Here is a 24,176-nt window from a genome sequence, read left to right on the forward strand (position 1 = left end):
TTTTGGAGACAAACATGAAGGTGTTGGTAGCAGTCAAACGGGTCGTTGATTTCAACGTCAAGGTCCGGGTCAAATCGGATGGCACGGGCGTCGATCTCGCGAACGTCAAAATGAGCATCAATCCGTTCGACGAGATCGCCGTTGAGGAAGCTGTGCGCCTGAAAGAGAAGGGCGTGGCGACCGAGGTCGTTGTCGTTTCGTGCGGCGCGAGCGCTTGCCAGGAAGTGCTGAGAACCGCCATGGCGATCGGCGCCGACCGCGGCGTGCTGATCGAATCGGATGCCGAGTTGCAGCCGCTGGCCGTGGCCAAGCTGCTCAAGGCATTGATCGACAAGGAGCAGCCGCAGCTCGTGATTCTCGGCAAGCAGGCAATCGACGACGATTGCAACCAGACCGGGCAGATGCTTGCCGCGCTGATGGGTGCGGGTCAGGCCACGTTCGCCAGCAAGGTCGAGATCGCCGATAGCCAGGCCGTGGTCACGCGGGAAATCGACGGCGGCCTCGAAACTGTCAAGCTCGCGCTGCCGGCCATCGTCACGACCGATTTGCGCCTGAACGAGCCGCGCTATGCCACGCTCCCGAACATCATGAAGGCAAAGAAAAAGCCGCTGGACACGGTAACGCCCGAGCAACTGGGCGTGGACGTCGAGCCGCGCCTGAAGACGCTCAAGAGCACGGAGCCCGCCGGGCGCAGCGCGGGCGTGAAGGTGCCCGACGTGGCCACGCTGATCGCAAAACTGAAGAACGAAGCCAAGGTAATTTGAGGGAACTGCAATGACTGCGCAAGGCAAAGTGCTGGTCGTGGCCGAACACGATCACGTTTCAATCAGGAACGCAACGCTCAACGCTGTGACCGCCGCGTGGCAATGCGGCGCCGAAGTTCATCTGCTGGTTGCCGGCCACAACGCCGGCGGCGCGGTGCAGGCCGCTGCGGGCATCGCGGGTGTCGCGCGCGTGCTGCACGCTGACGCGCCGCATCTGGCCGAGGCGCTCGCCGAGAATCTCGCGGCGCAGGTGGTGGCGCTCGCGCCGGCTTACGGCCACATCCTGTTTGCTTCGACGAGCACGGGCAAGAACGTCGCTCCGCGTGTGGCCGCGCTGCTCGACGTCGCCCAGGTCTCGGACATCACGCGCGTCGTGAGCGCCGATACCTTCGAGCGGCCGATCTATGCGGGCAACGTGATTGTTACGGTGCAAAGCAGCGATGCCGTGAAGGTCGTGACGGTCCGTGCGACTGCATTCGAAAGCGCGGCCTCGCAAGGCGGCGCGGCAGCGGTGGAGCAGGTGGCTGCCGTGGCGGATACGGGCCTTGCGAGCTTTGTCGGGCGCGTGGTTGCGAGGAGCGACCGTCCGGAGCTTGCCGATGCCCGCATCATCGTGAGCGGCGGCCGCGCCATGGGCAGCAGCGAGCGGTTCAACGAAGTGCTCACTCCGCTTGCCGACAAGCTGGGCGCGGCGCTTGGCGCATCGCGCGCGGCAGTGGATGCGGGCTTTGCGCCGAACGACTGGCAGGTCGGGCAGACCGGCAAGATCGTCGCGCCCGAGCTTTATGTGGCATGCGGCATTTCGGGGGCGATCCAGCACCTTGCGGGGATGAAGGATTCCAAGGTGATCGTCGCCATCAACAAGGATGGTGAAGCACCGATATTTAGCGTTGCTGATTATGGGCTCGAGGCCGATCTTTTCTCGGCGGTGCCCGAGTTGATCGCCGCGATATAAGGTTCCGCCTGCTTCGTGCAATGGCTTCGTGAAACTGGCCGGCGCGCTCTTCAGGCGTGCCGGCCTTGTGCTTTTATCGCCCTGCCTTTGCATGCCACGTCGCGCCATCGTCGCGCAGCGCTCTCGCTAACTTAGCCCGAGCGTCAGTCCTTTGATCTCCACCTGAAAGCCGTCTGGCCATTCCGGTGCGGGCGAGCGCAGCGTGAGCGTCGCGCCTGCGGCTTTCACAATGGCATCGACGATCGCCAGCCCTAGCCCGCTGCCTTTCGCCACCGCTGCGCCACGCTCGAAGGGCGTAGTCAAACGTTCCAGCGTGTCGCCTTGTATTACAGGTCCACGATTCGCCACGCTGAACGTGCCATCGGACGACAGCGACACCCGTATGGATTCTTCCTGCGCGCCGTACTTCAGCGCGTTCTCGATCAGATTGCGCGCGACGATCGCGAACGCGTCCGGATCGATTCGTGAGCGCAGCGGATGCACCGGCAGGTCGAGCACGATTGCGTTCGCCCGCACGCCGCGTCGAAAGTCGTCGACGACGAGTGAGACGATGGGCCGCAAGTCCTGCGGCGTGTCCGCGAGCACGCGCCCGTCCTCGGCTCTTGCAAGCTGCATCAGCTTCTCGCTGATTCGCGACAAGGCGTGCAACGCGCTTTCCACATTGAGGGCGCGCTCACGCAGCGCTGCCGACGGTGCTTCGGCGATCAAACGTTGAGTCTGCGCGAGGGCGGCAGCAATCGGCGTACGAAGCTCATGCGCGCTGTTCGCAGTGATGCTGCGTTCGGCGGCCAGTGCGCGCTCGAGGCGTGCCATCAGATCGTTGACAGCGCTTGCAACCGGGACGATCTCGGTGGGCAGCGCACGCCTGTCGAGCGGTGACAAGTCGTTCTGGCCGCGTGCCGCGATGCTGCGGCAGAACCGGCGTATCGGTGTGAGCCCCGTGCGCACGATCAGCCAGATGCCAATGAGGCCGAGCGGCAGGAATACCGCAACGGCTCTGCCGACCGCCAGCGCGGCCTTGATTTGAGCGTGACGTCGCGCCGTGAGCGGTTCGGCCACCAGCAGCGACATCGTGCCCTGCAGCCCGGTTTCCGCGTAGACGCGATGCGTTGCGGTCGAGACGAACCCGGCCTTCAGGTTCGGAGGGAAAACCGTTTCGTCTGCGTCGTGCGAGCGCAGCAGTGTCTTGCCCGTTCCGTCGCGCACGACGTAAGTGAGCAGTTCGACGTGCGGGCGCACCGCAGCGGTGCGGTGGTTCTCGTCGCCATCGGAGTCGCGCCCGAGAATATCCACGACCGCGAGCGGCAGCAGACGTTGTGCGGTTTCCTGCAGCGCGCTGTCCGACATGCGGTCGATTTCCTTGCTCAGCACGTGAAACGCAGCGCCCGCAGCGGCAAGCGACAACCCGACGAGCCCCGTCACGAGCGCGCAGGCGAGGCGGCCCTGAAGGCTTTTCAGCATCGCTATTCCTGCTTGAGGCGATAACCGAGGCCGCGCACGGTCTCGATCAATTCGGCGCCGAGCTTCTTGCGCAAGCGGCTCATATGTACCTCGATCGTGTTGCTTCCGATTTCGTCGTTGAATGAATACAGACTTCCTTCGAGCTGCGATTTCGACACGATCACGCCACGACGCTGGATCAGTGCTTCCAGTATTGCCCATTCGCTCGCGGTCAGGTCGATGCGCACGCCTTCACGCATCACGTTGCGTGTAGCCGTATCGATGCGCAGGTCGCCGAGTTTCACCAGCGGATTCGGATTGCCCGCGTATCGGCGCGCGACCGCATTCACCCGAGCCGACAGCTCGGCAAGATCGAAGGGCTTCACGAGATAGTCGTCCGCGCCGGCGTTAAGCCCGGCGATCCGATTCGCCACCTGGTCGAGCGCAGTGAGGATGATGACCGACACCGTTGAGCCCGCCGCCCGCAGCTCGCGCAGAAAATCAAGCCCACGGCCGTCCGGAAGCAGTAAATCGAGCAGGACCAGGTCGTAGTTCGCGGCCACCAGATGGCGGCGTGCGTCGGCCAGCGTGCCGACGAAATCGGTCGGGTGACCATCCTTTTCGATCTGGTCGCGTACAGCTTCTCCGAGCCACCGGTCATCCTCGACAAGCAGAACTCTCATGGAATAGCCCTGGTAAACGTCCTCGACGATTTTGCCACGTCAACCTGAAGCGAACATGACGGAAATTCTGCATGTCTGCAAGCTTCACTTCAGGTTCAGCAGGCATCGTAGAGCGCAACTACCCGAACGAGAGAGGTCATGCAATGAATCGTTCCCGATTTGCGAAACGCTGCGCCCTGGCATTTTTCGTACTTGGCAGCGCGGCCGGCATTGGCGCTGCTTCGGCAGGCGAAAGTTGCAGCAAGCTGCTTGCCGACTGGAAGCCGGTCGATGCCGTCTACGCAATGGCAGGGCAAAAACGCTGGCACATCGACAAGCTGAAGGTCGACGACGGCTGCTACCAGATCAAAGGCTCCGACGCCGACGGTCGACGATTCAAGGCGAAGCTCGACCCCGTCACGCTTGACGTGGTTCGCATCAAGCGCGAAGGCGATCACGACGACGAGGGCAAAGGGCATGACGACGACAAACATCGTCAGCGCCGCGAGACACCCGACAGTGCAGCCAGTGCCGTTGCAGCGCCGCCGTCGGCTGGTGCGCCAAGCGGCGGATTATTGACGCCCGGATCGAAGCCCGACGTGCAAATTCGTTAAGCCAGGACAGGCTGCGGAAAGACGTTTACTCATGTCAACCGCCGCCATAACCAGGAGGTCACCAATGAAACAGACATTGCCGATTGCTGCGCTCGCAGGCGCGCTGGCCGCACCGTTGCCGGCGTTCGCCCGCCAGGTCACGTTCGAAACCCAACTCACCAACTACGGCGGCGACGGTGCGTATGTCGTGATGTACGTCACCGACCAGGCGGGCCGCTATCAGGGAACGCTCTGGATGGCGGGCCGCGAAGCCAAATACTACAGGCATCTCGGCGATTGGCATCGCGCCACGGGAGGAACAGCGCGCCTGGACGGGATCACGGGCGCCAGCGTCGGCTCAGGCAAGACGCTGCGCGCGACACTCGACCTGTCCGACGCACTGCTCGATGCCGGCTATCAGATTCGCATTGACACGGCGGTCGAGGATATGAATGCCAACCCGTCCGAAGTCATCGTGCCGCTGACCAGATCGGGGGCGGGCACGGCAACGAAAGGGCGTGGCTACGTGAAGACGTTCCGCTATTCGCTCTGATGGAGAGAGAAGGTGCTGCGCAAACTTCATTCGATTCCCGGTCTGATCGCGGCGCTGCTGTTCACGGTGATCACGTTGACGGGCGCGGCACTGTCGGTGATTCCCGCGCTCGAGCGTGCCAACGTCGCCGGCACGGCACATGCGCCAATGGATGTGGCGACACTCGCCGAGCGCACAAGCTCGCACGTGAAGGGGCTCACCAGGCTCGTGCGGCGGCCGTCGGGAGAATTCGTCGCCTATCACGAACTCGACGGCGAGCCGCAAGCGTCGGTCATCGACCCGTCGACGGGCCGCGCCATCGGCCCCTACCAGCCGTCGCCCGCAGTCCGCTGGCTCACGAACCTGCATCGCAAGCTATTGCTCGGTGACGCCGGCCGGATTGCCACGGGCGTAGCATCCGCCGCGATGCTGTTCGTCGGGTTGTCTGGCCTCGCCCTGCTGGCGCGCCGAATGGGCGGATGGAAACATCTGGGTGGACGGATTCGAGGCGATGCTTTGCAGCGCCTGCACAACGAAACGGCGCGAGTCGCCCTTGCGGGATTGACGCTTTCGTCCCTGACCGGGCTCGTGCTGTCGTTGACTACGTTTGGTGTGATCTCCGAGGGGGGCTCGACGAGTCCCGGGCTCGTCGCGCCGGCGCGTATCGTAGGCACGCAGCCGCCGTCACTCGGGCGGCTCGCAGCGCTCAAGGCCATCGACGTGTCCACGCTGCGCGAACTGACGCTTGCTGCGCCAGCCGAACCGGATGACGCCATCGCAGTCGCGACGACGCGAGGGGCGGGCCAGGTCGATCGATTCTCGGGTAAATGGCTCGTCTGGCACGCTGCGGATGGGTGGCAACGCCTGCACGGGCTGGTGCGGATGCTGCATACGGGGCAGGGATTGTGGTGGCTCGGACTCATTCTCGGCGCGTCGTCGCTGTCTGTACCCCTGCTTGCGGTGACAGGCGTCATGCTCTGGGCGCGCCGGCGGCGTGCGATGCCCCGGTTTGCCGGAGCCGTGTCGGCTCGGGAGGCGGACACCGTGCTGCTGGTCGGTAGCGAAGGCAACAGCACATGGCGCTTTGCGCTGGCTTTGCATCGAGCATTGACACAAGCAGGATTGCGCGTGCACGTTTCGGCGATGAACGACGTGTCGAATACTTATCGCGCTGCAAAGCGCCTTCTCGTGCTCACGGCCACCTACGGCGATGGCGGTGCGCCAGCGAGTGCCGCGCAGTTTCTGTCAAAATTTTCGCAGTTCTACGGAATGCACGATATTTCGTTTGCAGTGCTTGGATTTGGCGATCGACAGTTTCCCCAATTCTGCGGATATGCGCGGACGGTTCAGGACGCATTCGCTGCGAAGGGCCTCGATGAACTGCTCGAGATGGGCATGGTGGACCGGCAATCCGAGTCCGAGTTTCGCTCGTGGTGTGCGCGTCTCGGTGACGCGCTCGCTGTCGACCTCGATATCCACTACACGCCTTCGCTGCCGCGCACGATACTGCTCGAACTGATTGCTCGCGAGGATTACGGCATGGACCCGCAAACGGCGACATCGGTGCTGCGCTTTGTGCGCCCGGCATGCACCTCGATGCCGCGGGCGATGCTCGGGAGGCCCAGGCTACCGACATTCGAAACGGGCGATCTTCTTGGCATCGTGCCGCCGGGCGAAGCGGCGCCGCGCTACTACTCGCTTGCGAGCGCATCGTCGGACGCCGTCGTTGAGATCTGCGTGCGACGCCATCCCCACGGCGTGTGCTCGAACTATCTGACCGGTCTGAGCCCGGGGCAGACGATCGAAGCATTTTTCCGCCCGCACCCGCAGTTTCGGCCAGGCGAGGGCAGCACGCCCGTGATCCTGATCGGCGCCGGTACCGGCATTGGCCCCCTGATCGGCTTTGCGCGCCACAACGCCCGTTGCCGTCCGATGTACCTGTACTTCGGCGCACGCGACGAGGACGACGGCTTCCTCTATCGTGACGAATTCCCCGGTCTCATTCGCGACCGGCGGCTGTACGCGTTGAAGACAGCCTTCTCGCGCGCGGAACGGCGGGCATACGTGCAGGACCGCCTCATCGACGACGCGCAGCATCTCCTTGATCTCATCGCCCAGGGCGCGCAGATCGTGGTGTGCGGCGGGCGCGCGATGGCCCAGGGCGTCGCACACGCGTGGGAACGAATTCTGGACGGTTCCGATTTGTCCGTTTCACAACTGAGAGAGCAGGGACGCTATGTCGAAGATGTCTATTGAATGGTCGCCGGGCTCGCTGCTGAACCGATGCCGCGTCAGCGGAGCGACGATGGGGACTCGCTATGATGTGCAGTTCTACGCGCCCTTGCACACGGACCTGAAAACGCTCGCGGCAGAACTCGATGCGGCAGTCAGCGCAGTGGACGAGCAGATGTCGAACTGGAAGACGGACTCGAATCTGTCGCGGCTGAATCGGGCAGAGCCGGGCTGTTGGGTGCCCGTTTCGGCCAATCTCGCCGCAGTGCTGGTTCGTGCGCTGGAAATCGGTCGTGAAACGGATAACGCATTCAACATCGGCATAGGCGAACTGGTCCAGGCATGGGGCTTTGGTCCGGCGTCGCCGCTTCACGCCGACCATGGAGATGCCCGTGGCGCAGCGCCACTGCTTCCCGTCGGCGATCTGCTCGAGGTCGATGTGCAGCACGGCCATGCCCGAAAGCGTGCGAGCGTCGCGTTCGATCTGTGTGGCATCGCTAAGGGATTCGGCGTGGACGAGCTCGCACGCGTGCTCGATCGGCATCGTATCGGCGCCTGGCTCGTCGGTATAGATGGCGAGATGCGCTCCCGCGGCCGGAAGGCCGACGGGTCTGCGTGGGCAATCGCCGTGGAGGCGCCCGATGACGAGCGGCGCGATATATTCAGCGTGATCGAGCTGGGCGATGCGGCCGTGGCGACGTCAGGCGACTATCGGCATTGGAGAAACGTCGGTGGCACGCGTGTCTCGCATACGATGGACCCGCGCGCCGGCTTGCCGCTGTGCGGCGAGATCGCGTCGGTCACCGTCATCGCGCCTACTTGCATGGATGCGGACGCTTATGCGACGGCGTTGATGGTCCTGGGCATAGAGGCTGGAAGCGATTTTGCCCGGCGGCACAACCTCGACGCGTTCTTCATCGTGCGCGACGGCGACGCGTTTCGCGGAATCGGCACCGGCTGCTTTCTGGAAATGCAGCCAGCCGCCTGATTGACGGCGCGGATGTCATGCCGGCGTCGAAAGTTTCAGGCGCGCGTCCGGTCCTGATTGCGTACGACGTGCCGTTAGCGGACGGGGGCGATGTTCCACTTGCAACGCCGAAGTCCGGATTTTTATCGCCCCGCCATCGCATACCACATCGCGCCATCGTCGCGCAGCTCTCTCGTCACCTCCCCGCGGTGCATCAAGTAGTTCAGGCAAGCAAAACTCTCACCCGTTGCCAGGCCCATCTCGCCGATCTGCGCTTCGCCAATCGGCCGCGCGAACAGCGTCGGGAAGACATCCACCGCGCGCCTGGGCTCCGTCAGGCTGCGCCGCAACCGTTCGAGACTGCGTTGCTGCCCACGCTCCAGCCGATCGAGCCGCGCATGCAAGCCGCGAAAACAGTCGTTATGCGCCGGCAGCACCAGCACATCGTCAGGCACGTGCGCCTTGAACTTTTCGATCGACGCAAACCAGTCGGCCATCGGGTCGGCGTCCGGCTCGATGGGATATACCGAAACGTTCGATGAAATGCGAGGCAACACCTGGTCGCCCGAAATCACGAGATTGAGTTCGGGGCAGTAAAAACACGCATGTTCGGGCGAGTGCCCTGAGCCCGTGATCACGCGCCAGACATGCGCGCCGATTCTGATTTCCTCACCGTCGCGAAGGCGCCGGAAGCTCGCCGGCAGCGCGTGAACATGCTGGCCGAAGCGGCCAAAGCGCGCCCGATAGAGATCGATCGCGCGATTGCTCCATCCCGCTTGCCGATAAAAGCGGATCGCGTCGTCGGGCGCTTCGAGGCCTGTGTCGGCCATCGTCACTCTGCAGTTGTAGTACTCGCCGCGCGTCATCCAGAGGCGGCAGTCGTTCGTGCGCGTGAGCCACCCGGCCATGCCCACGTGGTCAGGATGCATGTGCGTGACGAACACACGCGTCACACGGCGTCGCTCGCCGCTGCGCTGGAGCCACTCGTTCCAGATGGCAGCGGCGGGGTCGGTGCGCAAGCCGGTGTCGACCACGGCCCACCCGCCATCCTCCGCGATCGCCCAGACATTGATGTGATCGAGCTCGTAAGGCATCGGCATGCGGATCCAGTGCACGCCGGGCGCGACTTCGAGCGTGCCGCCCGGCGCGGGCGGAGCGTCGAACGGATAGACGAGGGCGCCGGGCGCCGTGGGCGAAGCGGTATCGTCGTTCATCGCATGGTCATGATGGTTGTACGCGCATCGATCTGGAGCGTCCCGCAACAAGCCGGCAGACATCACGAGAACGGCCCGTGCAAGAACGCGGGAACATCCTTGCACGGGCCGGTTCACCGCCACGGGTCGCGAACCGCGTCGCGCCAGAAGGCGTGGAAGCGCGCCGAAACTTTACTGCACGTTGCCGGCCACGGCAATCGTCTGTGCGTGGAGGGCGTTCGACTCGGTCGTGCCTCCGCGGCAGGGCCACGCCATCGTGAGCATGCCGTGCGCAATCATGCCGGGCATGTTGAGCGCCGCATAGGCCAGCGGCTGCTGCGCCCATCGCGTCGCTGGTTTCGCTGGCGCCCGGCTTCCTGAACGGAATCATCCCGCCGGCAACGAAAACATTCCGGCCCATGCGCTGCCTACTTGATCAGTTATGCAGACATTTTGAATCAGAGCTTGCGTGAGATGAGGTCGCGCATCACTTCGCTCGTGCCGCCATAGATGCGGGTGACACGGGCGTCGGCGAACGCGCGGGCCACGTGATATTCGAGCATGTAGCCGTAGCCGCCGTGCAACTGCACCATCTCGTCGAGCGCCTTGCCGAGCGTTTCCGTGGCAAAGAGCTTGGCCACGGCTGCTTCTTCGAGGGTGAGGCGGCGGCTCATATGCTCGGCCAGATAGTGATCGACCATGAGGCGCACGGCGATGGCCTGGGCCTTGATGTCGGCCAGCTTGAATTTGGTGTTCTGGAAGTCCCACACGGTCTGGTTGAACGCGCGACGGTCCTTCACGTAGTGGATCGTGTGCTCGAGGCTCGCTTCGAGGCGCGCGGCCGCGCCGATCGCAATCGACAGACGCTCCTGCGGCAGCTCGCCCATCAGATAGGCGAAGCCCATGCCTTCTTCGCCGAGACGGTTCGAGACCGGCACGCGCACGTCATCGAAGAAGAGCTCGGCCGTGTCCTGCGCATGCTGGCCTACCTTTTCGAGCTTGCGTCCACGGCGGAAGCCCGCGCGGTTCCCTTCCACCACGATCAGGCTCACACCTTTCGCGCCGGCGTTGGGATCGGTCTTGCAAACGACGATGATCAGGTCGGCGTTCAGGCCGTTGCTGATGAAGGTCTTGCTGCCATTGATGACGTATTCGTCGCCATCGCGGATCGCGGTCGTGCGGACCGCTTTCAGGTCACTGCCAGTGCCGGGCTCGGTCATGGCGATCGCGAGAATGGTTTCGCCGCTGCAACAGCCGGGAAGCCACTTCTGCTTCTGCTCCTCGTTGCCGATGCGCGCGATGTACGGGGCGATGATGTCCGAGTGCACGCCAAAGCCGAGCCCGGAGAGGTTGAGCCGGTTGACTTCCTCGTTCATGACTGCGGCATGGCCGTAGTCGCCGCCGCCACCGCCGTACTCGGTGGGCAGCGTCAGGCACAGCAGGCCCTCGCGGCCGGCCTTCAGCCACGTTTCGCGGTCGACCTTGCCGGCCTTGTCCCATTCAGCCTGTTTCGGCAGGCATTCCTTTTCCAGAAAGCGGCGCGCAGTGGTGCGCAGCATTTCATGATCGTCACGAAAAACGGTACGGGTAATGTGCATTGCGGATGTCCTGAAGATTGGGCCAGCGTTCGTTCGCGCGGGGGCGCAGCCGCCTGCCTGCCCGGCTCGAACCCCATGAGCCAAGAATAGAGACTCTCAATCGGCCCAGGCACCACCCGCGCAAGGGGGGGAGTGCGCGCCCGAGAAGGGTGCGGGGTCCTTCATATCAAGCACGCACGCCGTTTCGCACGCGTTTATCGGGGTATTCCCGTCCCACTCCGGGTGGGGAGGTGTATCGCTGCCCGTCACCGGCACCATGAGGAAACCGACCAATTCATTCGGACAGGCCGACGAGCCGTGGGAGGGGGCTGCACTGGCCAGGTTTGACATTCCGCGTCCACTGGATGCGGCAAACATAATGAGGAGACGTGCATGCGGTTTGTAACCAGGAGCATTTACGGCGCTGCGCTGATACTGGCGGCGGGCAGCGCATCGGCACAGTCGAGCGTGACGCTGTACGGCGTCGTCGATGCGTTCGTGCAGTACTCGATGAACGGCTCCGGCACCAAAGGCGGCCCCGGCACGGCCTATGTGCCGGGCAGTCATACATACTCGGAGCGAAGCGGCGGCCAGAACCTGTCGATGTTCGGGCTCAAAGGCACCGAAGATCTCGGCGGCGGCCTGAAAGCCATCTTCGATGTGGAAAATGGCTTCAACGTCAACAACGGGACGTTCTTTGCCGACTCGACAGCGCTGTTCTATCGTCAGTCGTGGATCGGGCTCAAGGACGACGCCTGGGGGCAGCTTACGTTCGGCCGGCAATATCAGCCGAGCTTCATCGCGATCTATCCGTCTGATCCGTTCCGCGCCAACGAGCTCATTTCGCCGATCTCGGCCGTCGTCCTCGCTGGCGCGCGCGACCGGGCGACGCTCGCCACGCAATACGTGACGGGCCGCACCAGCAATTCGATCGTCTATCAGTCGCCGGATTGGCGCGGGTTGCGCTTCTACGGCATGTACGGGCTCGCCACCACGGTGACGCAGCCGATTGTGATGCGAACCGGCAACATGCTCGACCTCGCGGCCACGTATTCCGGATACGGGCTCTTCGTCGGCCTTGGCTACCAGTTCCAGCACGGCGGCCAGGAAACCGCTTCGCTTGGGACGTTCCCGGCCGGCACGCCGCTGGCCGGCCAGCCGCTGCCCGCGAGCACCTTCGATCTCGTCTCGACCGCGCACTATTCCGCAGCCATCGCGTATCGCATCGGCATCGTGAACCTGCAGTTCAACTACAGCTACAACAGCCCGAGCGATCCGCCGGCCGGCTCCCGCGTCACCGCGCCAGGCGTGGGCACGATCGCGCCGCTTGCCGCGCTGGTCCATCCGTACAGCATCATGGAGGCGGGCGCGACCATTCAGGCCACGCCGGTCGACGTGATCGAGATCGCCGGAATTTACCGCAACGTGCGAGGCGTGGACGACAACACGCCCGGCTTCGAGATCGGCGCGGAACACTTCTTGTCCAAGCGCACGAGCGTGTACATGCGCGCCGGATACATAAAGAACAACGGCATCGCGAATGTGAGCTGGCCCACGATCGCGGCCGCGAGCGGCTCGAAGCAGGTGCTCGCCTTGATGGGCATGACACACCGGTTCTGATACGGCGGCTGACGCGCGCGGCATGCTTCACGCGATGCCGCGCGCCACCTGCCGAGATGCGCGTTGCCGGACCCAACGACAATGGAGGACAACAATGAAGACAAATCATATGAAATATCTGGTTGCGGGATTTTTAATCGCGCTGACGTCGATTGGCGCCAATGCGCAAGACGGCGACACCGCGTCCCCGGCGACGGGGCCCGCTTCGGGAGCAGGGGCCGTCAGCGATGCCAAGGCCGCAAAGGCTGCCGACCGCGCGTTGCAGAAGGCCGTGATGCGCGCGCTGAGCAAGACCAAAGGCCTGCGTGTATCCACGATTTCGGTGCGCGCGCGCAACGGCATCGTGACGCTCGAAGGCCAGGTGCCCGAGCAATCGCAGGCCGAGCTGGCGACCAAGGTGGCCGAAGGCGTGCAGGGCGTCAAGCAGGTGAAGAATGCGCTTACGCTCTCGTCGATATAAGGGCGTTTCAGCGGTGGTGAGGTGAACTGAATGGAGGGATGAACGGGAACGTTCATCCCTCCATTTCTATGGGGCGATGAGTTGATGCGTGGCGCTCGGGTTGTGGCTCAAGCCGTAACAGCCGCCGCGGCGTCCTTCAATGCGTGTTGCGCACGCGCCGGGTGTAGCCACCTGAGCGCGCAGAGCGAAACCCCGATCATCAAGGCCGCGCCTACGACGAAACCGATCTCATAGGCGTGACTGGTCCCGCTGCCATACGCCTGCACGATGCGTCCCATGACACCGGGGCTGATGGCTGCACCAAGGCTCGCAACGGCGGTGTTGATGGCCACCATCGAAGCCCGTTGAGCCGTGGGCACCATTTCCGCGAGTAGAGCCGGCGTAACCGAGAGGCAGACGGCGGGCAGCGCGCCGGCCACGGCATACAGCACCACCTTCGCCGCAGCGGAAAGATCGACGAGCATGAGAGCGATCAGGAGCAGTGCGGCGACAATCATCGCTACGCAGATCAGTTGCACGCGCGCCTGACGCGAGGTCGCGCCGCCATTGAGCATCCGTTGCGAAAGCCAGCTCAAGCCGATATTGCCCATGGCAATGGCGAGGATCACCAGCGCGAAGCAGCGGCCAGCCGTAACGCCACTGAAGCCGAGCCCTTTTTCGAACCACGTGGGAAGCCACGTGATGGTCTGGCCCAGCAGCCAGTAGGCCGCAAAGCAGAGCAGAAAGACGCACAGCACGGAACGATCGGTGAGCATCCTGAGATAGGGCTGCCGTTGCGCGTCAGGCACGCCGGCCGCTTCGGCTTCGGCTTTGGTTTTGACTTTTGTGGCGGCTGCGGCGCCTGGCGCGCGCGGCGCGTCGTCGAGCGTGCCTTCGCGCCCGAAGCAGAGCCATAGCACACTCCACATCACGCCGATGGCGGTAAGCAGGAAGAAGTTCATGCGCCAGCCCCAGTGTTTCGTGATGAGCGGAATGGCCAGGCCCGCGAGGATCATGCCCATGGCCGCGCCCTGGTTGATGATCGCCACGGGCAGGTTGCGGTGCCGGTCCGGGAACCACTTGAAGATCGCATGCACCGAGGTCGGAAACGACGGCCCCTCGGCAGCGCCCAGCACCACACGGCAGACAAGCAACGCCACGGCGCTGCTTGCGAATGCCTGGGGCAATTGCAGCACGGCCCAGCTAACGCCCATGGCAAGCAGAATCCAGCGCGTGGGAAAACGGTTGGCGAGAAAGCCGACCAGGATAGCCGATACGGAGAACAACCAGAAGAAGCTGCCGGCCACTAAACCGAATTCCGCCGGAGACAAATGCAATTCGGCGATCAATGGCACGGCGACCATGCCAATCACGATCTTGTCGAGGAAGTTGATCATGGCGAGGGCGGTCAGCAGCGCGGTCATGATCCATGCGGACTTCGGGTTGTAGCGAGTGTGAATGGTCATCGAGAGCCTCGGTGGCATCGGATGTTATAGCGCGGAAAACGCCGGGATTGCCGCTCGAACGGCCGGATGCGATCACGGTACGGTGGCGGGAAACGGCGGGTACCACCCACACGGGGTGGGCAGGGAAATCCTGAGTCAGAGAGGGTTTCCGTGAGCTGCGCGCGCGCTGCGCGTAACGGATGGTGCGGGCCCGCCGCATCGCGCACACCAGTGTTTGCTCATGCGCCCTGCGATGCGGTAGGGCGCAGGTTTGTCTTCGCGAAAACGGTTGTCCATGAACACGACCGGATCGCGCAAGCTCTCAGACGGACTGAAGCAACGGCACGTAGTCACGCTCTCGATTGGCGGAAGCATTGGCGCGGGCCTGTTCGTTGGCTCGGGCCATGCCATCGCGGAAGCCGGGCCTGCCGCGGTGCTTGCGTATATCTTCGCGAGCCTGCTCGTCGTCACGGTCATGCGCATGCTTGGGGAGATGGCCTGCGCAATGCCCGATTCAGGCTCGTTTTCAACCTACGCGGACAAGGCCATTGGCCCTTGGGCCGGCTTTACGATCGGCTGGATGTACTGGTGGTTCTGGGTCCTCGTCGTCCCGCTCGAAGCGACTGCCGCCGCCAATATCCTGAACGGATGGCTCCCCCAGATCCCCATTTGGGAGCTTTCATTGTTCGTGACCGCTGTGCTCACGGTTGCGAATCTCGCTAGCGTGAAAAACTACGGCGAGCTGGAATTCTGGTTTGCCATTATCAAGGTGACGGGCATTCTGATGTTCATTGGATGCGGGGTCGCGGCGATGTCTGGGTGGATTCCGTCCGTGCACCTTACGCCCTGGCGCACGCTTACCGAACACGGAGGATTCGCCCCGCGTGGTATGGCACCGATCGCTGGCGCGCTGCTCACCACGATGTTTACCTTCCTGGGCACGGAAGTGGTGACGATCGCGGCAGCAGAGTCGGAAAACCCCGCAAGGGAGATCGGACGCGCGATCCCCTCCGTCGTCTGGCGTATTTCGCTTTTCTACATTGGTTCCATCGTGGTTATCATTTGCGTGATTCCGTGGAACGATCCTGATCTCACGCGTCTCGGCGCTTATCAAGCTGTACTTCGGGTATTTCATGTTCCCTATGCGCGCGTTATCACTGACGGCCTCATTCTTGTCGCAGTCGGAAGCTACCTGAATTCCGCGCTTTATACGGCATCGAGAATGATGTACTCGCTTGGCACAAGAGTTCAGGCTCCGGCTTTGGTGACGCGGACCACTTCGAGCGGTGTGCCGGCCAATGCGGTGATTGTGTCGAGTTGCGTCGCTTTTCTTGCCTGCGCTTCAAATTACCTTGCGCCAAAGTATGTTTTCGACGCCTTGCTGGCTACCACCGGCGCAATCGCGTTGCTCGTCTATCTTGTCATTACCGTGAGTCAACTGCGGCTACACAAGATGCTCGCCGCCAAGGGCCGCCTGAAGGTGAAAATGTGGCTGCATCCGGTCCTTGGAATCGTTGTGGTGGCGCTGATTGCGGGTGCGTTTGCCGTCATGATGTGTAGCCAGGATCATCGTCGCGAAGTCGTTGCCACGCTGGGCTCCGGAGCTGCACTCGCTGCTTTGGGCTATGTTCGTCAGCAGCGGTGTCGCGTGAAGTAGCACGTGGCGGGAGCGGGCGTTCGTGGCAGGACTTGACGTTGACGTCTACTCAGCCGACTGCGACGGCGAGCGGGGCGCCGCAATCATCGCCGCGAGTCGCCGGCCTATTGGGCTTCTCTGGAACAACGCATACGAGACAGCCACGCCGAGCACGGTTTTGTCGCGATAAGGCGAGCTGTTATGCTGGCAGCGTAAAGGCAAACGCTTTGATCGATGAAACGGAACCTGAATCCGGCCGTTGCAAAAGTGCTCAAGCGCTTGCACTACCCGCTCGACGTCATCTTGCTCTGCGTGCGGTGGTATGTGGCGTATCCGCTGAGCCTGCGCCATCTTGAACAAATGATGGCGGGCTGCAAAGCAACTCGTAGCGGCCGTCACCGGAGCCGCAGTGTATCGTGTCCCAGGGCGGCGTCAGGGTGCCACATTGTTCGCAACGCTCGTGTGCCATGTCGTGTTTGCTGTATCGGTGCTTCCTGCGATCGCGGGGGAGATGATGCCATCAGGTTGCCGGGAGCTGGTCATCGCACGCTGACGGCTATGAATTCATGTTGCCGTGGGTGAAAGCCGGGAGACCTGCCGCCATTGTGACACCCACTAGCCGGGTTGCAATCCAGCGATACGTGCGTGACACGGGGCTCCTGGACGTGCCGGTAGCGACTCGCTCGCCGATGAACATGGCGGCGAGGTTGTCGCCGGGCGCGGCGGAGAGTCGGACAGCCCCCCGCGCCGGCGCAATCTGCACACGTACTGGGGAGGTCAAAGCGCAGCGCAGAGGCCGCGCTTGCCCCGTCCCGGTGCTTCGGGCGGAGGTCCACCGCAGGGGAGCGTGGCGGGGCGCGAGACCCTGGAGCACGGCAGGTTCGCCCGTGCCGCCTGAGACGCTCATCTGCGCCTCGATGCGACGGGACCGTGGCAGGTTAATGGGACCACATATTGCCCTGGAGGACTCTCCATTGTTTCGCGGCTGGCCGAGCCCCCAAATTGCGATTTTGCCGATATTGTCTATAATGTTGGCAGATTCGCAAGCTGCAGGAGGAGGTCATGATTCAGGTTCATGGTGACGCAAACACAGATGTCGTGTTGAATTTGCCGCTCCCGCGGGGAACCGATCCGGCCGTCGCTTCCACCCTTAAAAAGGGCATGCAGGAGTTGCTGACCGTTCTTCTGGCCACGCCCCAGTGGGAGACACAGGTGTTCCTGCGCGCGGATGATCTTGCGCGTGCGATCACTGGCCTGGCAGCGCCGACGCCCGCGTTGATCGAGGAGCGCATCCGGCGCCAGAAGACCATGCGCGACGTTTTTGCGCGAGGCGACTGGCTGACGGCGGAGGAAATCAACCGGCTCCAGGTAACGCCGCCCACCAACAAGGCTCAGCCTGCGAGCGACTGGAAGCGCCGGGGGCGGATCTTCAGCGTGGCATTCAACGGCAAGGAATACTACGCAGGCTACCAGTTCGACGCGATGTTCCAGCCGCTGCCCGTTATCAAGGACATCCTCGAGGCGCTGGGCCCGGTCGCAGACAGCTGGAAGATTGCGGCCTGGTTTCATTTTCCGAACGGATGGATCGCAGGCACTGGCGACCAGGAGGCTGAACCTGTGGCTCCACGGGATGCCCTTGACCGGCACGACGAGGTGGTCGACGCGGCGGCGCGCCACGCCAGTCACGGGTACGTCGCCTGATGGCCGGTCCGCACTTGCCTGGCGGCGCGGAAGCCTTCACCGTCGTGTCCGTCACGTGGGAAGACGTGCCGGTCTGGTATCACGCGTACTGCACGCACCCCCATGCAACGACCGCGACGACCTTCGCGCAAGGCTGGGGCAATACCCGCTTTGCGCCGATTTCCTGTCCGGATGGCTCGCCGGTCCATACGTACTATGCGGCGAGCTCATTCGCCAGCGCTGTCATGGAGTCGCTGTTCCATGACTTGCCGTTGCGTCCGCCGGGCGTCTTTGACCTCGACCGGCTGAAGCACTTCCGGCTCGCGAGGCTCACCATTCCGGATCCGATCCAGTGCGTCAGTTTTCACACGCCACACCTTCCGGCCCTGGACCTCACACGGGCGGACCTGATAGACAGCCTGCCGGCCGTCTACGACTCGACACGGAAATGGTCTCAGGCGGCATACGACCAGTGCCCGGGCGCGCAGGCCATTGCCTACGGCTCGCGCAGGGATGATTCGGGCCGTTGCGTGATGCTGTTCGGCCAGCGGCTCCCATCCTCACGCCTCACTGTCGTCAGCGACGAGTCGATGGCTGTCGATCCGTTACGGACGAAGGTGCTGCAACTTGCAGATAGCCTGAGGCTTAACGTCATCTGATCTGACGACGCGTCCGGCGCTGGGCGGATATGCTCGTCGTACGACCAAATCGACGTTAGGATACATTTCATAAACTTCGATAATTATGCGGGGTTCTGTCAAATGATCCTCGGGGCGTGGTCAGCCGTCAGAAAGCAACTAACGGTCTAAAGTGCTCAGCACACCCAAGATGTCTTCAGGCGACGCAAGGGCTGTTGCCCATGCGAATGAAGGCGATGACCTCGGCTTGGCGCCTTTCAAGTTGACGTTACGTGCTGCGACTGCATCATCGCGGCCGTGCTTGTATGGTTGCGTGATACGTAGCGTGGCACAACGCGAAGGCCATGCCGGCGCACGTTCAGACTTCTCGCCCGCGAAGTAGCCAGACGGCCAGCTCCCGAAGCTGATGGGTCGTGAGGCGTTCGCGCAGCATAAACGTTCGCAGATAGATGGCACCAATGAGGCAGTGGAGCATCGGCATGGGATCCGCGCTCGGCGGCCATTCACCTCGTTGCGTGGCGCGTTCGAAAACGGGCTGGACCGACGAGAAACGGTCCGTCCACAACTTGCGCAATTCATCCGTCACGCCCGGGTCGCCATACGTGGCTAGCACGAACTGAATGGCGGCCCTGCCCACGCCCGTGCGCAAGTAGCGCGCAGTCGCTGACATGAGTGCGACGAGATCTGACTGTAGCGAGCCTCGATTGGGAATCGCGATGTTCTCGGCGAAGAGCTCGAAGACGGCCTCCATCATCAGCCCTTCCTTGCTCTTCCAGCGGCGGTAGATCGAAGTCTCGTTCACACCGGCGAGTTCGGCGACTGCCGCAATGGTGAGCCCCTCGAAACCCACCTCCTGCAACTGGGTAATCGTGGCCGATACCACCGCATCACGGACGCGGGCACTGCGGCCGCCCAGGCGGCGGCGCGGCGGCGGCGATTCTTGTTCGACTGACTTTGGCATAGGCCGATTTTACACGCGGAACCGGCGCCGGCCGGCCTGATCATCGGGGCCGATCTCGAATCAGGGGCTGCCCCGGCGACGAGTTCCGGGCAGGTACGTGGTAAACGCTAATGCAAGTATACTTGCGTTAGCGAGATGGATGAGGAACCATAGCGACTCGATCAATAGCCCTGTGGAGGCTCCAATGAAATCAGTGACGTTTTTCCGCTCCGGGACCGAAGTGGCCAGCCATGAGATTCTTCAGATCGAGGTAAAAAGGGCGCGGTACATGATGGCCATGCTGATGGAGAAACTGGGCGCCGAGGGCATGGCGGAATTGTTCGCGCCGGAGATTGCCGCGCACGAATCGGAAACGAAGGAATGGGCGCTGCGCGCGGATGGCCGTTTTACGCAGTCCGTTGCGCAAGCGCACATCGCGGCGGGAAACGGCGCCGAGTTCATCGACTGGTTCTGGAGTGCGTATGCCGGCCCGGACGGCCTCGCCATGCTGCGCGCGCACCCCGAGCACCTGGGGGCGCTATTGCTGCCCGATGGCCGCGTGGGCATTCTGGAGGTGCCGGGCCATACCACGTCGCCCGCGCTCCTGAGACTGCGCCGTCTCGATGAATGGAATGGCATCCCGATTGAGCTGGATTCCGGAATGCCGCATCGCATGATGGGGCGTGTTGAATCGGCAGACGGCGAGACCCTCGGATATTTGCTGCATCAGTTCAGGGACACGTCGGCAGGATTCGACGCGAAGCTCGAGATTTATTGGCCGTCGAGCGCGCCGGCGCAACTCATACGCGGCCACTCCGATCACCTGATCGTCGAGTGGAACAACTGGTTCGAACTGTACGTTCTCTCGAGAACACGCAAGACTGACCTGATGTCGCTGGCGCTCTGCGTCAACACATAACGGCGTGCGGCATCGTGGCTCACGCGAGTACGCCAATCAATTAGTAGTCCATTAAGTTGAGGAATTCTTTCAATGTCCAGAAAAGTCATCATCACATGTGCCGTGACCGGCGCTGTGCATACGCCGAGCATGTCGCCGCATCTTCCCCTGACGCCCGATCAGATCGCACAGGAGGCCATCGAGGCGGCCGAGGCGGGCGCGGCCATTCTTCACCTGCACGCGCGCGACCCGGCCGACGGCCGCCCACGCGCTGACCCGGACGTTTTCATGCAGTTTCTCCCGCAGATCAAGGCGCGCACGAACGCGATCATCAACCTGACTTCCGGCGGCAGTACGAAGATGACCCTCGAAGAGCGCCTGGCGCCGCCGCTGAGGGCGAGACCCGAGATGGCGTCGCTGAACATGGGGTCGATGAACTTCTCGATTCATACGGCGGCGCGCAAGATCGACACCTGGACGTACGACTGGGAAAAGCCCTATGTGGAGGGCACCGAGGACACGATCTTCAGAAACACGTTCAAGGACATCGCGCGGATCCTGAAGGAACTGGGCGAGGGCTGCGGGACGCGCTTCGAATTCGAGTGCTACGACGTGGGCCACCTGTACAACCTGGCTCACTTTGTCGACGCCGGCCTGGTGAAGCCGCCATTCCTGATTCAGACGATCTGCGGCATCCTCGGTGGCATCGGGCCCGAGCCGGACAACGTCGCCTATATGCGGCAAACGGCGAACCGCCTGTTCGGCAGGGACTATCACTGGTCGGTGCTGGGCGCGGGACGTCACCAGATGCCGCTGGCGACATACGGCGCGATCATGGGCGCGAACGTGCGCGTTGGGCTCGAGGACAGCCTGTTCCTTGCGCGCGGCGAACTGGCGAGGAGCAATGCCGATCAGGTCGGCAAAATCCGGCGCGTGCTCGACGAATTGTCGCTGGACATTGCAACACCTGAGGACGCACGGGCCATGCTCGGGCTCAAGGGTGCCCACGCCGTCGCATTCTGAGCGTGTTGCGCTTTACACAAAGAGGACGGATAGCTGCCATGAACAGGATAGTCGACCTTTCGATCTTTCTGGAAAACGACGTGGTGTCTGACCCGCCCGCGTTCGCGCCCAGGATTACGTATTTCGATCACCACGCGACCACGGGGCAGTTGCTGCCGTTTTTTCCGGGCCTCACTGAGCGCGATCTGCCCGATGGCGAAGCGTGGTCGATCGAGAAAGTCGAACTGGTTACGCACAATGGCACGCACCTGGACGCACCTTACCATTTTCATTCGACCATGAACAAGGGCGAGCGAGCCACCACGATCGACGAGGTGCCGCTCGACTGGTGTTTCCGGCCGGGCGTAAAACTGGACTTCAGGCATCTTCCGGACGGGCATGTCGTCAGCGCTGCAGAAGTGGAGGCTGAGATCGAACGGATCGGATACACGCTCAAGCCGCTCGATATCGTCGTCGTAAACACGCGTGCAGGCGCGCGGTATGGGGAGGACGATTACGTCGCCTCCGGGTGCGGGATGGGTTATGAGGCGACCCTGTACCTGCTCGAGCGCGGTGTGCGGCTGACGGGTACCGACGCCTGGAGCTGGGATGCACCCTTCGTTCATACGGCCAGGAAATACAGCGAGACGGGCAACGCGAGCCTGATTTGGGAAGGGCACAAGGCGGGGCGCGATATCGGTTACTTCCATCTGGAGAAGCTGCACGATCTCGAATCGCTGCCATCACATGGTTTTCGCATCGCCTGTTTCCCGGTGAAGATCCGGGGTGCTTCGGCCGGATGGACGCGCGCGGTGGCGATCTTCGACGAATGATCCGCGGTATCTGAGCCTGTTGTTGCGGCACGCTTCCCGAACACATGGAATCCGACAGAGGTTCCGGAATATCGATGAACAATGGGGTGCGCCAGCGGGATCGCGCTGTGCACAGCCCGAAGCGGGAATTGAAGTTGTTTGTCGCCGAAAAAGGCGTCTTTTATAAGAGCCGGCTCAAAAATCCCGCTCTGTACGCCTGTAGATGTTCCAGCAGACAAGAGAGTAGCCGAGTTTCGAAAGCGCTCCATGTATGTGTGCGCCCAGCTCGGGCTGGTGTGTTCAGCAGGAGTTAGTCCTGCCGGGGTAATAAGTCAGGCGACCCGTAGCCTGGATAGCAGGGCGGTGGGAAACCACGACCCTGAAGCCTATCGAAAAGTGGGACTTACACTGCGGTAATTTGTAAATTTGTAAAGTCAACATCGATCAATTCAACAATCAGGATACTGAGAATATGGATGCACAAATCGATCACGCAGCCGGGATGCCGATTGGCTTGCTCGACGAACTCCCACCGCGGGTTGATGCTACCGAGTCGCTATTTTCCGCACTACAACAACTGCTGACACAGGAAAATCCCTACAGGAGTAGTACTGGGTAACCTCCCCTCGGAGGGTGTGAACCGAGCTCCAGGTAAATGATGTCATTGAAGTCGGAGGGTATTCTTCATAGATTCAACCTAGAACGTTAGAATTCCGAAATTACAGGAAATGAGAGGAGACATAGGATGCGCTGGAAAGGGAAAATTGTCTGCAGGTTGAGCCTGTGTATGGCGAGCGTACTGTCGATGGGTGTCGTACATGCGCAGAGTGGCGTCACGCTCTATGGTCTGATGGATGGCGGGTTGTTATACACCAGCAAGACGGCTGGCGCGGGCGGTCAGAACGAAGGGCACCAGTTTTCGGCGATCGATTCAGGGGCGGAGCCGACGCAGTTTGGCCTCTATGGCACCGAAGACCTTGGTGGTGGTCTCAAAGCGAAGTTCAGGCTCGAAAGCGGCGTGAGCGTAATGAATGGAGCGTTCAACGATTCGAACGGCAACCTGTTCGGACGTCAGGCGTACGTCGCACTTTCTGGTCCGTATGGCGAGGCCACCATCGGCCTGCAGTTCTCTCCGTTTTTTCTTGCGCTTTACGAGACCGACGCGCGTGGCTTTTCCCAGTTTGGAAGTGGTGTCATCAATTATGCGGATGGCGTGCTCGCCACAGGAATATTCAATTCGAACGGCATTGCTTATACGAGCCCACGGATTTACGGGTTCCAGGGGAGTGCGCTATTTGCATTCGGCGGCAGGTCCGGCGATTTTCAGGCGGGGCGGCAATACTCAGCGAAACTCGAGTATGAGAACGGCACGCTGCTACTCAACGCCGCAGTTTATTCCGGCAATGGAGGTGGAGCGGTTCAGACGCCGGTTCCTTCCAATGTCGAATTCTGGGGGCGCACGTTCGGCGCGACCTGGAAGTTCGGCGTGGTTACGGCGAAGGTGCAGTTCGTAAACTACAAGGTGGCGCAATCGTTTAATTCCAATGTCTACAGCGGTGGTCTCGACTGGTATGCCGCGCCGCAGTTGGACGTGAACGGTGGCGTCTGGTACACGAGCGACCGAAACTACACTGAGAATCACTCGCTAATGGGCGCGGTCGGGGCGACGTATTTTGTTTCCAAACGTACGGCGCTATACGCGCAGGTGGCGGTCGTTAATAACCACGGTGCGATGGATACCGGTCTCTCGCTCAATGGTGCGCTGTATGGTGTTCGGGGCACCACGGCTGGCGCGAACATCGGCATGCGGCAAACCTTCTGACGGTTATGGTGCATGCAGTTATTTGATCTGCCCAAACGAACTATTGCTCGACATTTCGATGATTGGATATATGCCGTCTGTCCGCCGGTACGGTGGGCGCCCGGCGCTGACACGCAACTGACGGTTGCAGCAGGCCGTAAGGGAAAAACGCCGCCGCACATTAATGCGGCGGCTCGAATCCACGGGTGTTTGCGGTACTTCAAGCGAGAAGAACAGCTGACCAGAAGCCGTCGCGTCTTCGGGTAGCAGGAAAGAACCAATGGTGACTAAAATTTCGAATCACATAATGTTTCGTTATACTATATATGACGCAGTGATCTCGAAGGACT

The 24,176-nt window shown here is 62.2% G+C and carries 21 protein-coding genes and 2 pseudogenes; 16 read left to right on the plus strand and 7 right to left on the minus strand.

Annotation, left to right across the window (positions count from 1 at the left end):
* Positions 1 to 14 precede the first annotated feature (14 nt).
* Both P5W98_RS26345 and P5W98_RS26350 read left to right on the plus strand, forming a co-directional pair.
* Positions 15 to 764 (plus strand): electron transfer flavoprotein subunit beta/FixA family protein, encoded by a 750-nt coding sequence (locus P5W98_RS26345; RefSeq protein ID WP_421027690.1) that lies wholly within the window; start codon positions 15 to 17, stop codon positions 762 to 764.
* Positions 765 to 774: 10 nt separating this feature from the next.
* Positions 775 to 1,719 (plus strand): electron transfer flavoprotein subunit alpha/FixB family protein, encoded by a 945-nt coding sequence (locus tag P5W98_RS26350; RefSeq protein WP_421027691.1) that lies wholly within the window; start codon positions 775 to 777, stop codon positions 1,717 to 1,719.
* Between the two features lie 126 nt (positions 1,720 to 1,845).
* Here the strand turns inward: P5W98_RS26350 and P5W98_RS26355 are convergent, their stop codons facing one another.
* Both P5W98_RS26355 and P5W98_RS26360 read right to left on the minus strand, forming a co-directional pair.
* Complete coding sequence (locus P5W98_RS26355; RefSeq protein ID WP_421027692.1) at positions 1,846 to 3,180, minus strand: sensor histidine kinase; 1,335 nt, start codon at positions 3,178 to 3,180, stop codon at positions 1,846 to 1,848.
* A 2-nt stretch (positions 3,181 to 3,182) separates the two neighbouring features.
* A complete protein-coding gene (locus P5W98_RS26360) occupies positions 3,183 to 3,842 on the minus strand; it encodes a response regulator (RefSeq protein ID WP_421027693.1) in 660 nt (219 codons plus the stop codon).
* A gap of 143 nt (positions 3,843 to 3,985) precedes the next feature.
* On the opposite strand from P5W98_RS26360, the gene P5W98_RS26365 reads away from it, so the two are divergent.
* The 4 genes from P5W98_RS26365 to P5W98_RS26380 all read left to right on the plus strand — a co-directional run bounded on the left by P5W98_RS26365 (position 3,986) and on the right by P5W98_RS26380 (position 8,166).
* Entirely contained in the window at positions 3,986 to 4,435 is a 450-nt protein-coding gene (locus P5W98_RS26365) for a PepSY domain-containing protein (RefSeq protein WP_421028035.1), read from the plus strand.
* Between the two features lie 64 nt (positions 4,436 to 4,499).
* Positions 4,500 to 4,967 (plus strand): DUF2271 domain-containing protein, encoded by a 468-nt coding sequence (locus tag P5W98_RS26370; RefSeq protein WP_421027694.1) that lies wholly within the window; start codon positions 4,500 to 4,502, stop codon positions 4,965 to 4,967.
* Between the two features lie 12 nt (positions 4,968 to 4,979).
* Positions 4,980 to 7,202: a PepSY domain-containing protein gene (locus tag P5W98_RS26375; RefSeq protein WP_421027695.1), complete on the plus strand. Its 2,223-nt coding sequence runs from the start codon at positions 4,980 to 4,982 to the stop codon at positions 7,200 to 7,202.
* Positions 7,183 to 8,166 (plus strand): FAD:protein FMN transferase, encoded by a 984-nt coding sequence (locus P5W98_RS26380; RefSeq protein ID WP_421027696.1) that lies wholly within the window; start codon positions 7,183 to 7,185, stop codon positions 8,164 to 8,166. The genes P5W98_RS26375 and P5W98_RS26380 overlap by 20 nt, the downstream gene beginning before the upstream one ends.
* A gap of 122 nt (positions 8,167 to 8,288) precedes the next feature.
* Here the strand turns inward: P5W98_RS26380 and P5W98_RS26385 are convergent, their stop codons facing one another.
* Positions 8,289 to 9,359 (minus strand): MBL fold metallo-hydrolase, encoded by a 1,071-nt coding sequence (locus P5W98_RS26385; protein ID WP_421027697.1) that lies wholly within the window; start codon positions 9,357 to 9,359, stop codon positions 8,289 to 8,291.
* 437 nt (positions 9,360 to 9,796) lie between these two features.
* On the minus strand, positions 9,797 to 10,936 hold the full coding sequence (locus tag P5W98_RS26390; protein WP_421027698.1) for an acyl-CoA dehydrogenase family protein: 1,140 nt from the start codon (positions 10,934 to 10,936) through the stop codon (positions 9,797 to 9,799).
* A 372-nt stretch (positions 10,937 to 11,308) separates the two neighbouring features.
* On the opposite strand from P5W98_RS26390, the gene P5W98_RS26395 reads away from it, so the two are divergent.
* Positions 11,309 to 12,535 (plus strand): porin, encoded by a 1,227-nt coding sequence (locus tag P5W98_RS26395; protein ID WP_421027699.1) that lies wholly within the window; start codon positions 11,309 to 11,311, stop codon positions 12,533 to 12,535.
* Positions 12,536 to 12,629: 94 nt separating this feature from the next.
* Complete coding sequence (locus tag P5W98_RS26400) at positions 12,630 to 12,995, plus strand: BON domain-containing protein (protein WP_421027700.1); 366 nt, start codon at positions 12,630 to 12,632, stop codon at positions 12,993 to 12,995.
* Positions 12,996 to 13,102: 107 nt separating this feature from the next.
* Here the strand turns inward: P5W98_RS26400 and P5W98_RS26405 are convergent, their stop codons facing one another.
* Positions 13,103 to 14,440, minus strand: a complete 1,338-nt coding sequence (locus P5W98_RS26405; protein ID WP_421027701.1) for an MFS transporter — start codon at positions 14,438 to 14,440, stop codon at positions 13,103 to 13,105.
* Between the two features lie 274 nt (positions 14,441 to 14,714).
* Here P5W98_RS26405 and P5W98_RS26410 point away from each other — a divergent pair, with 274 nt between their 5' ends.
* Together P5W98_RS26410 and P5W98_RS26415 are read left to right on the plus strand one after the other, a co-directional pair.
* The gene (locus P5W98_RS26410; protein ID WP_421027702.1) at positions 14,715 to 16,076 is read left to right on the plus strand and encodes an amino acid permease; all 1,362 of its coding nucleotides are present in this window, start codon (positions 14,715 to 14,717) and stop codon (positions 16,074 to 16,076) included.
* A 213-nt stretch (positions 16,077 to 16,289) separates the two neighbouring features.
* Positions 16,290 to 16,457 (plus strand): annotated as a pseudogene (locus tag P5W98_RS26415) (IS6 family transposase); the annotation flags it as partial.
* 7 nt (positions 16,458 to 16,464) lie between these two features.
* On the opposite strand, the pseudogene P5W98_RS26420 reads toward P5W98_RS26415, so the two are convergent.
* A pseudogene (locus P5W98_RS26420) lies at positions 16,465 to 16,524 on the minus strand (hypothetical protein); the annotation flags it as partial.
* 593 nt (positions 16,525 to 17,117) lie between these two features.
* Here P5W98_RS26420 and P5W98_RS26425 point away from each other — a divergent pair.
* The gene (locus P5W98_RS26425; protein ID WP_421027703.1) at positions 17,118 to 17,756 is read left to right on the plus strand and encodes a hypothetical protein; all 639 of its coding nucleotides are present in this window, start codon (positions 17,118 to 17,120) and stop codon (positions 17,754 to 17,756) included.
* Positions 17,756 to 18,394 (plus strand): RES family NAD+ phosphorylase, encoded by a 639-nt coding sequence (locus tag P5W98_RS26430; protein WP_421027704.1) that lies wholly within the window; start codon positions 17,756 to 17,758, stop codon positions 18,392 to 18,394. The genes P5W98_RS26425 and P5W98_RS26430 overlap by 1 nt, the downstream gene beginning before the upstream one ends.
* 337 nt (positions 18,395 to 18,731) lie before the next feature.
* Here P5W98_RS26430 and P5W98_RS26435 read toward each other — a convergent pair whose 3' ends face one another.
* Positions 18,732 to 19,334 carry a TetR/AcrR family transcriptional regulator gene (locus P5W98_RS26435; protein WP_421027705.1) on the minus strand — a complete coding sequence of 201 codons (603 nt, stop codon included), beginning with the start codon at positions 19,332 to 19,334 and terminating at the stop codon, positions 18,732 to 18,734.
* Positions 19,335 to 19,518: 184 nt separating this feature from the next.
* Here P5W98_RS26435 and P5W98_RS26440 point away from each other — a divergent pair, with 184 nt between their 5' ends.
* The 4 genes from P5W98_RS26440 to P5W98_RS26455 all read left to right on the plus strand — a co-directional run bounded on the left by P5W98_RS26440 (position 19,519) and on the right by P5W98_RS26455 (position 23,847).
* Complete coding sequence (locus tag P5W98_RS26440; protein ID WP_421027706.1) at positions 19,519 to 20,232, plus strand: hypothetical protein; 714 nt, start codon at positions 19,519 to 19,521, stop codon at positions 20,230 to 20,232.
* A gap of 72 nt (positions 20,233 to 20,304) precedes the next feature.
* Positions 20,305 to 21,234 (plus strand): 3-keto-5-aminohexanoate cleavage protein, encoded by a 930-nt coding sequence (locus tag P5W98_RS26445; protein ID WP_421027707.1) that lies wholly within the window; start codon positions 20,305 to 20,307, stop codon positions 21,232 to 21,234.
* Between the two features lie 38 nt (positions 21,235 to 21,272).
* On the plus strand, positions 21,273 to 22,046 hold the full coding sequence (locus P5W98_RS26450; protein WP_421027708.1) for a cyclase family protein: 774 nt from the start codon (positions 21,273 to 21,275) through the stop codon (positions 22,044 to 22,046).
* Positions 22,047 to 22,770: 724 nt separating this feature from the next.
* Complete coding sequence (locus P5W98_RS26455) at positions 22,771 to 23,847, plus strand: porin (protein ID WP_421073380.1); 1,077 nt, start codon at positions 22,771 to 22,773, stop codon at positions 23,845 to 23,847.
* Positions 23,848 to 24,176: the final 329 nt, after the last annotated feature.

The sequence above is a fragment of the Paraburkholderia sp. A1BS-2L genome, assembly GCF_051125205.1.
In the GTDB taxonomy this organism is placed as follows: domain Bacteria; phylum Pseudomonadota; class Gammaproteobacteria; order Burkholderiales; family Burkholderiaceae; genus Paraburkholderia.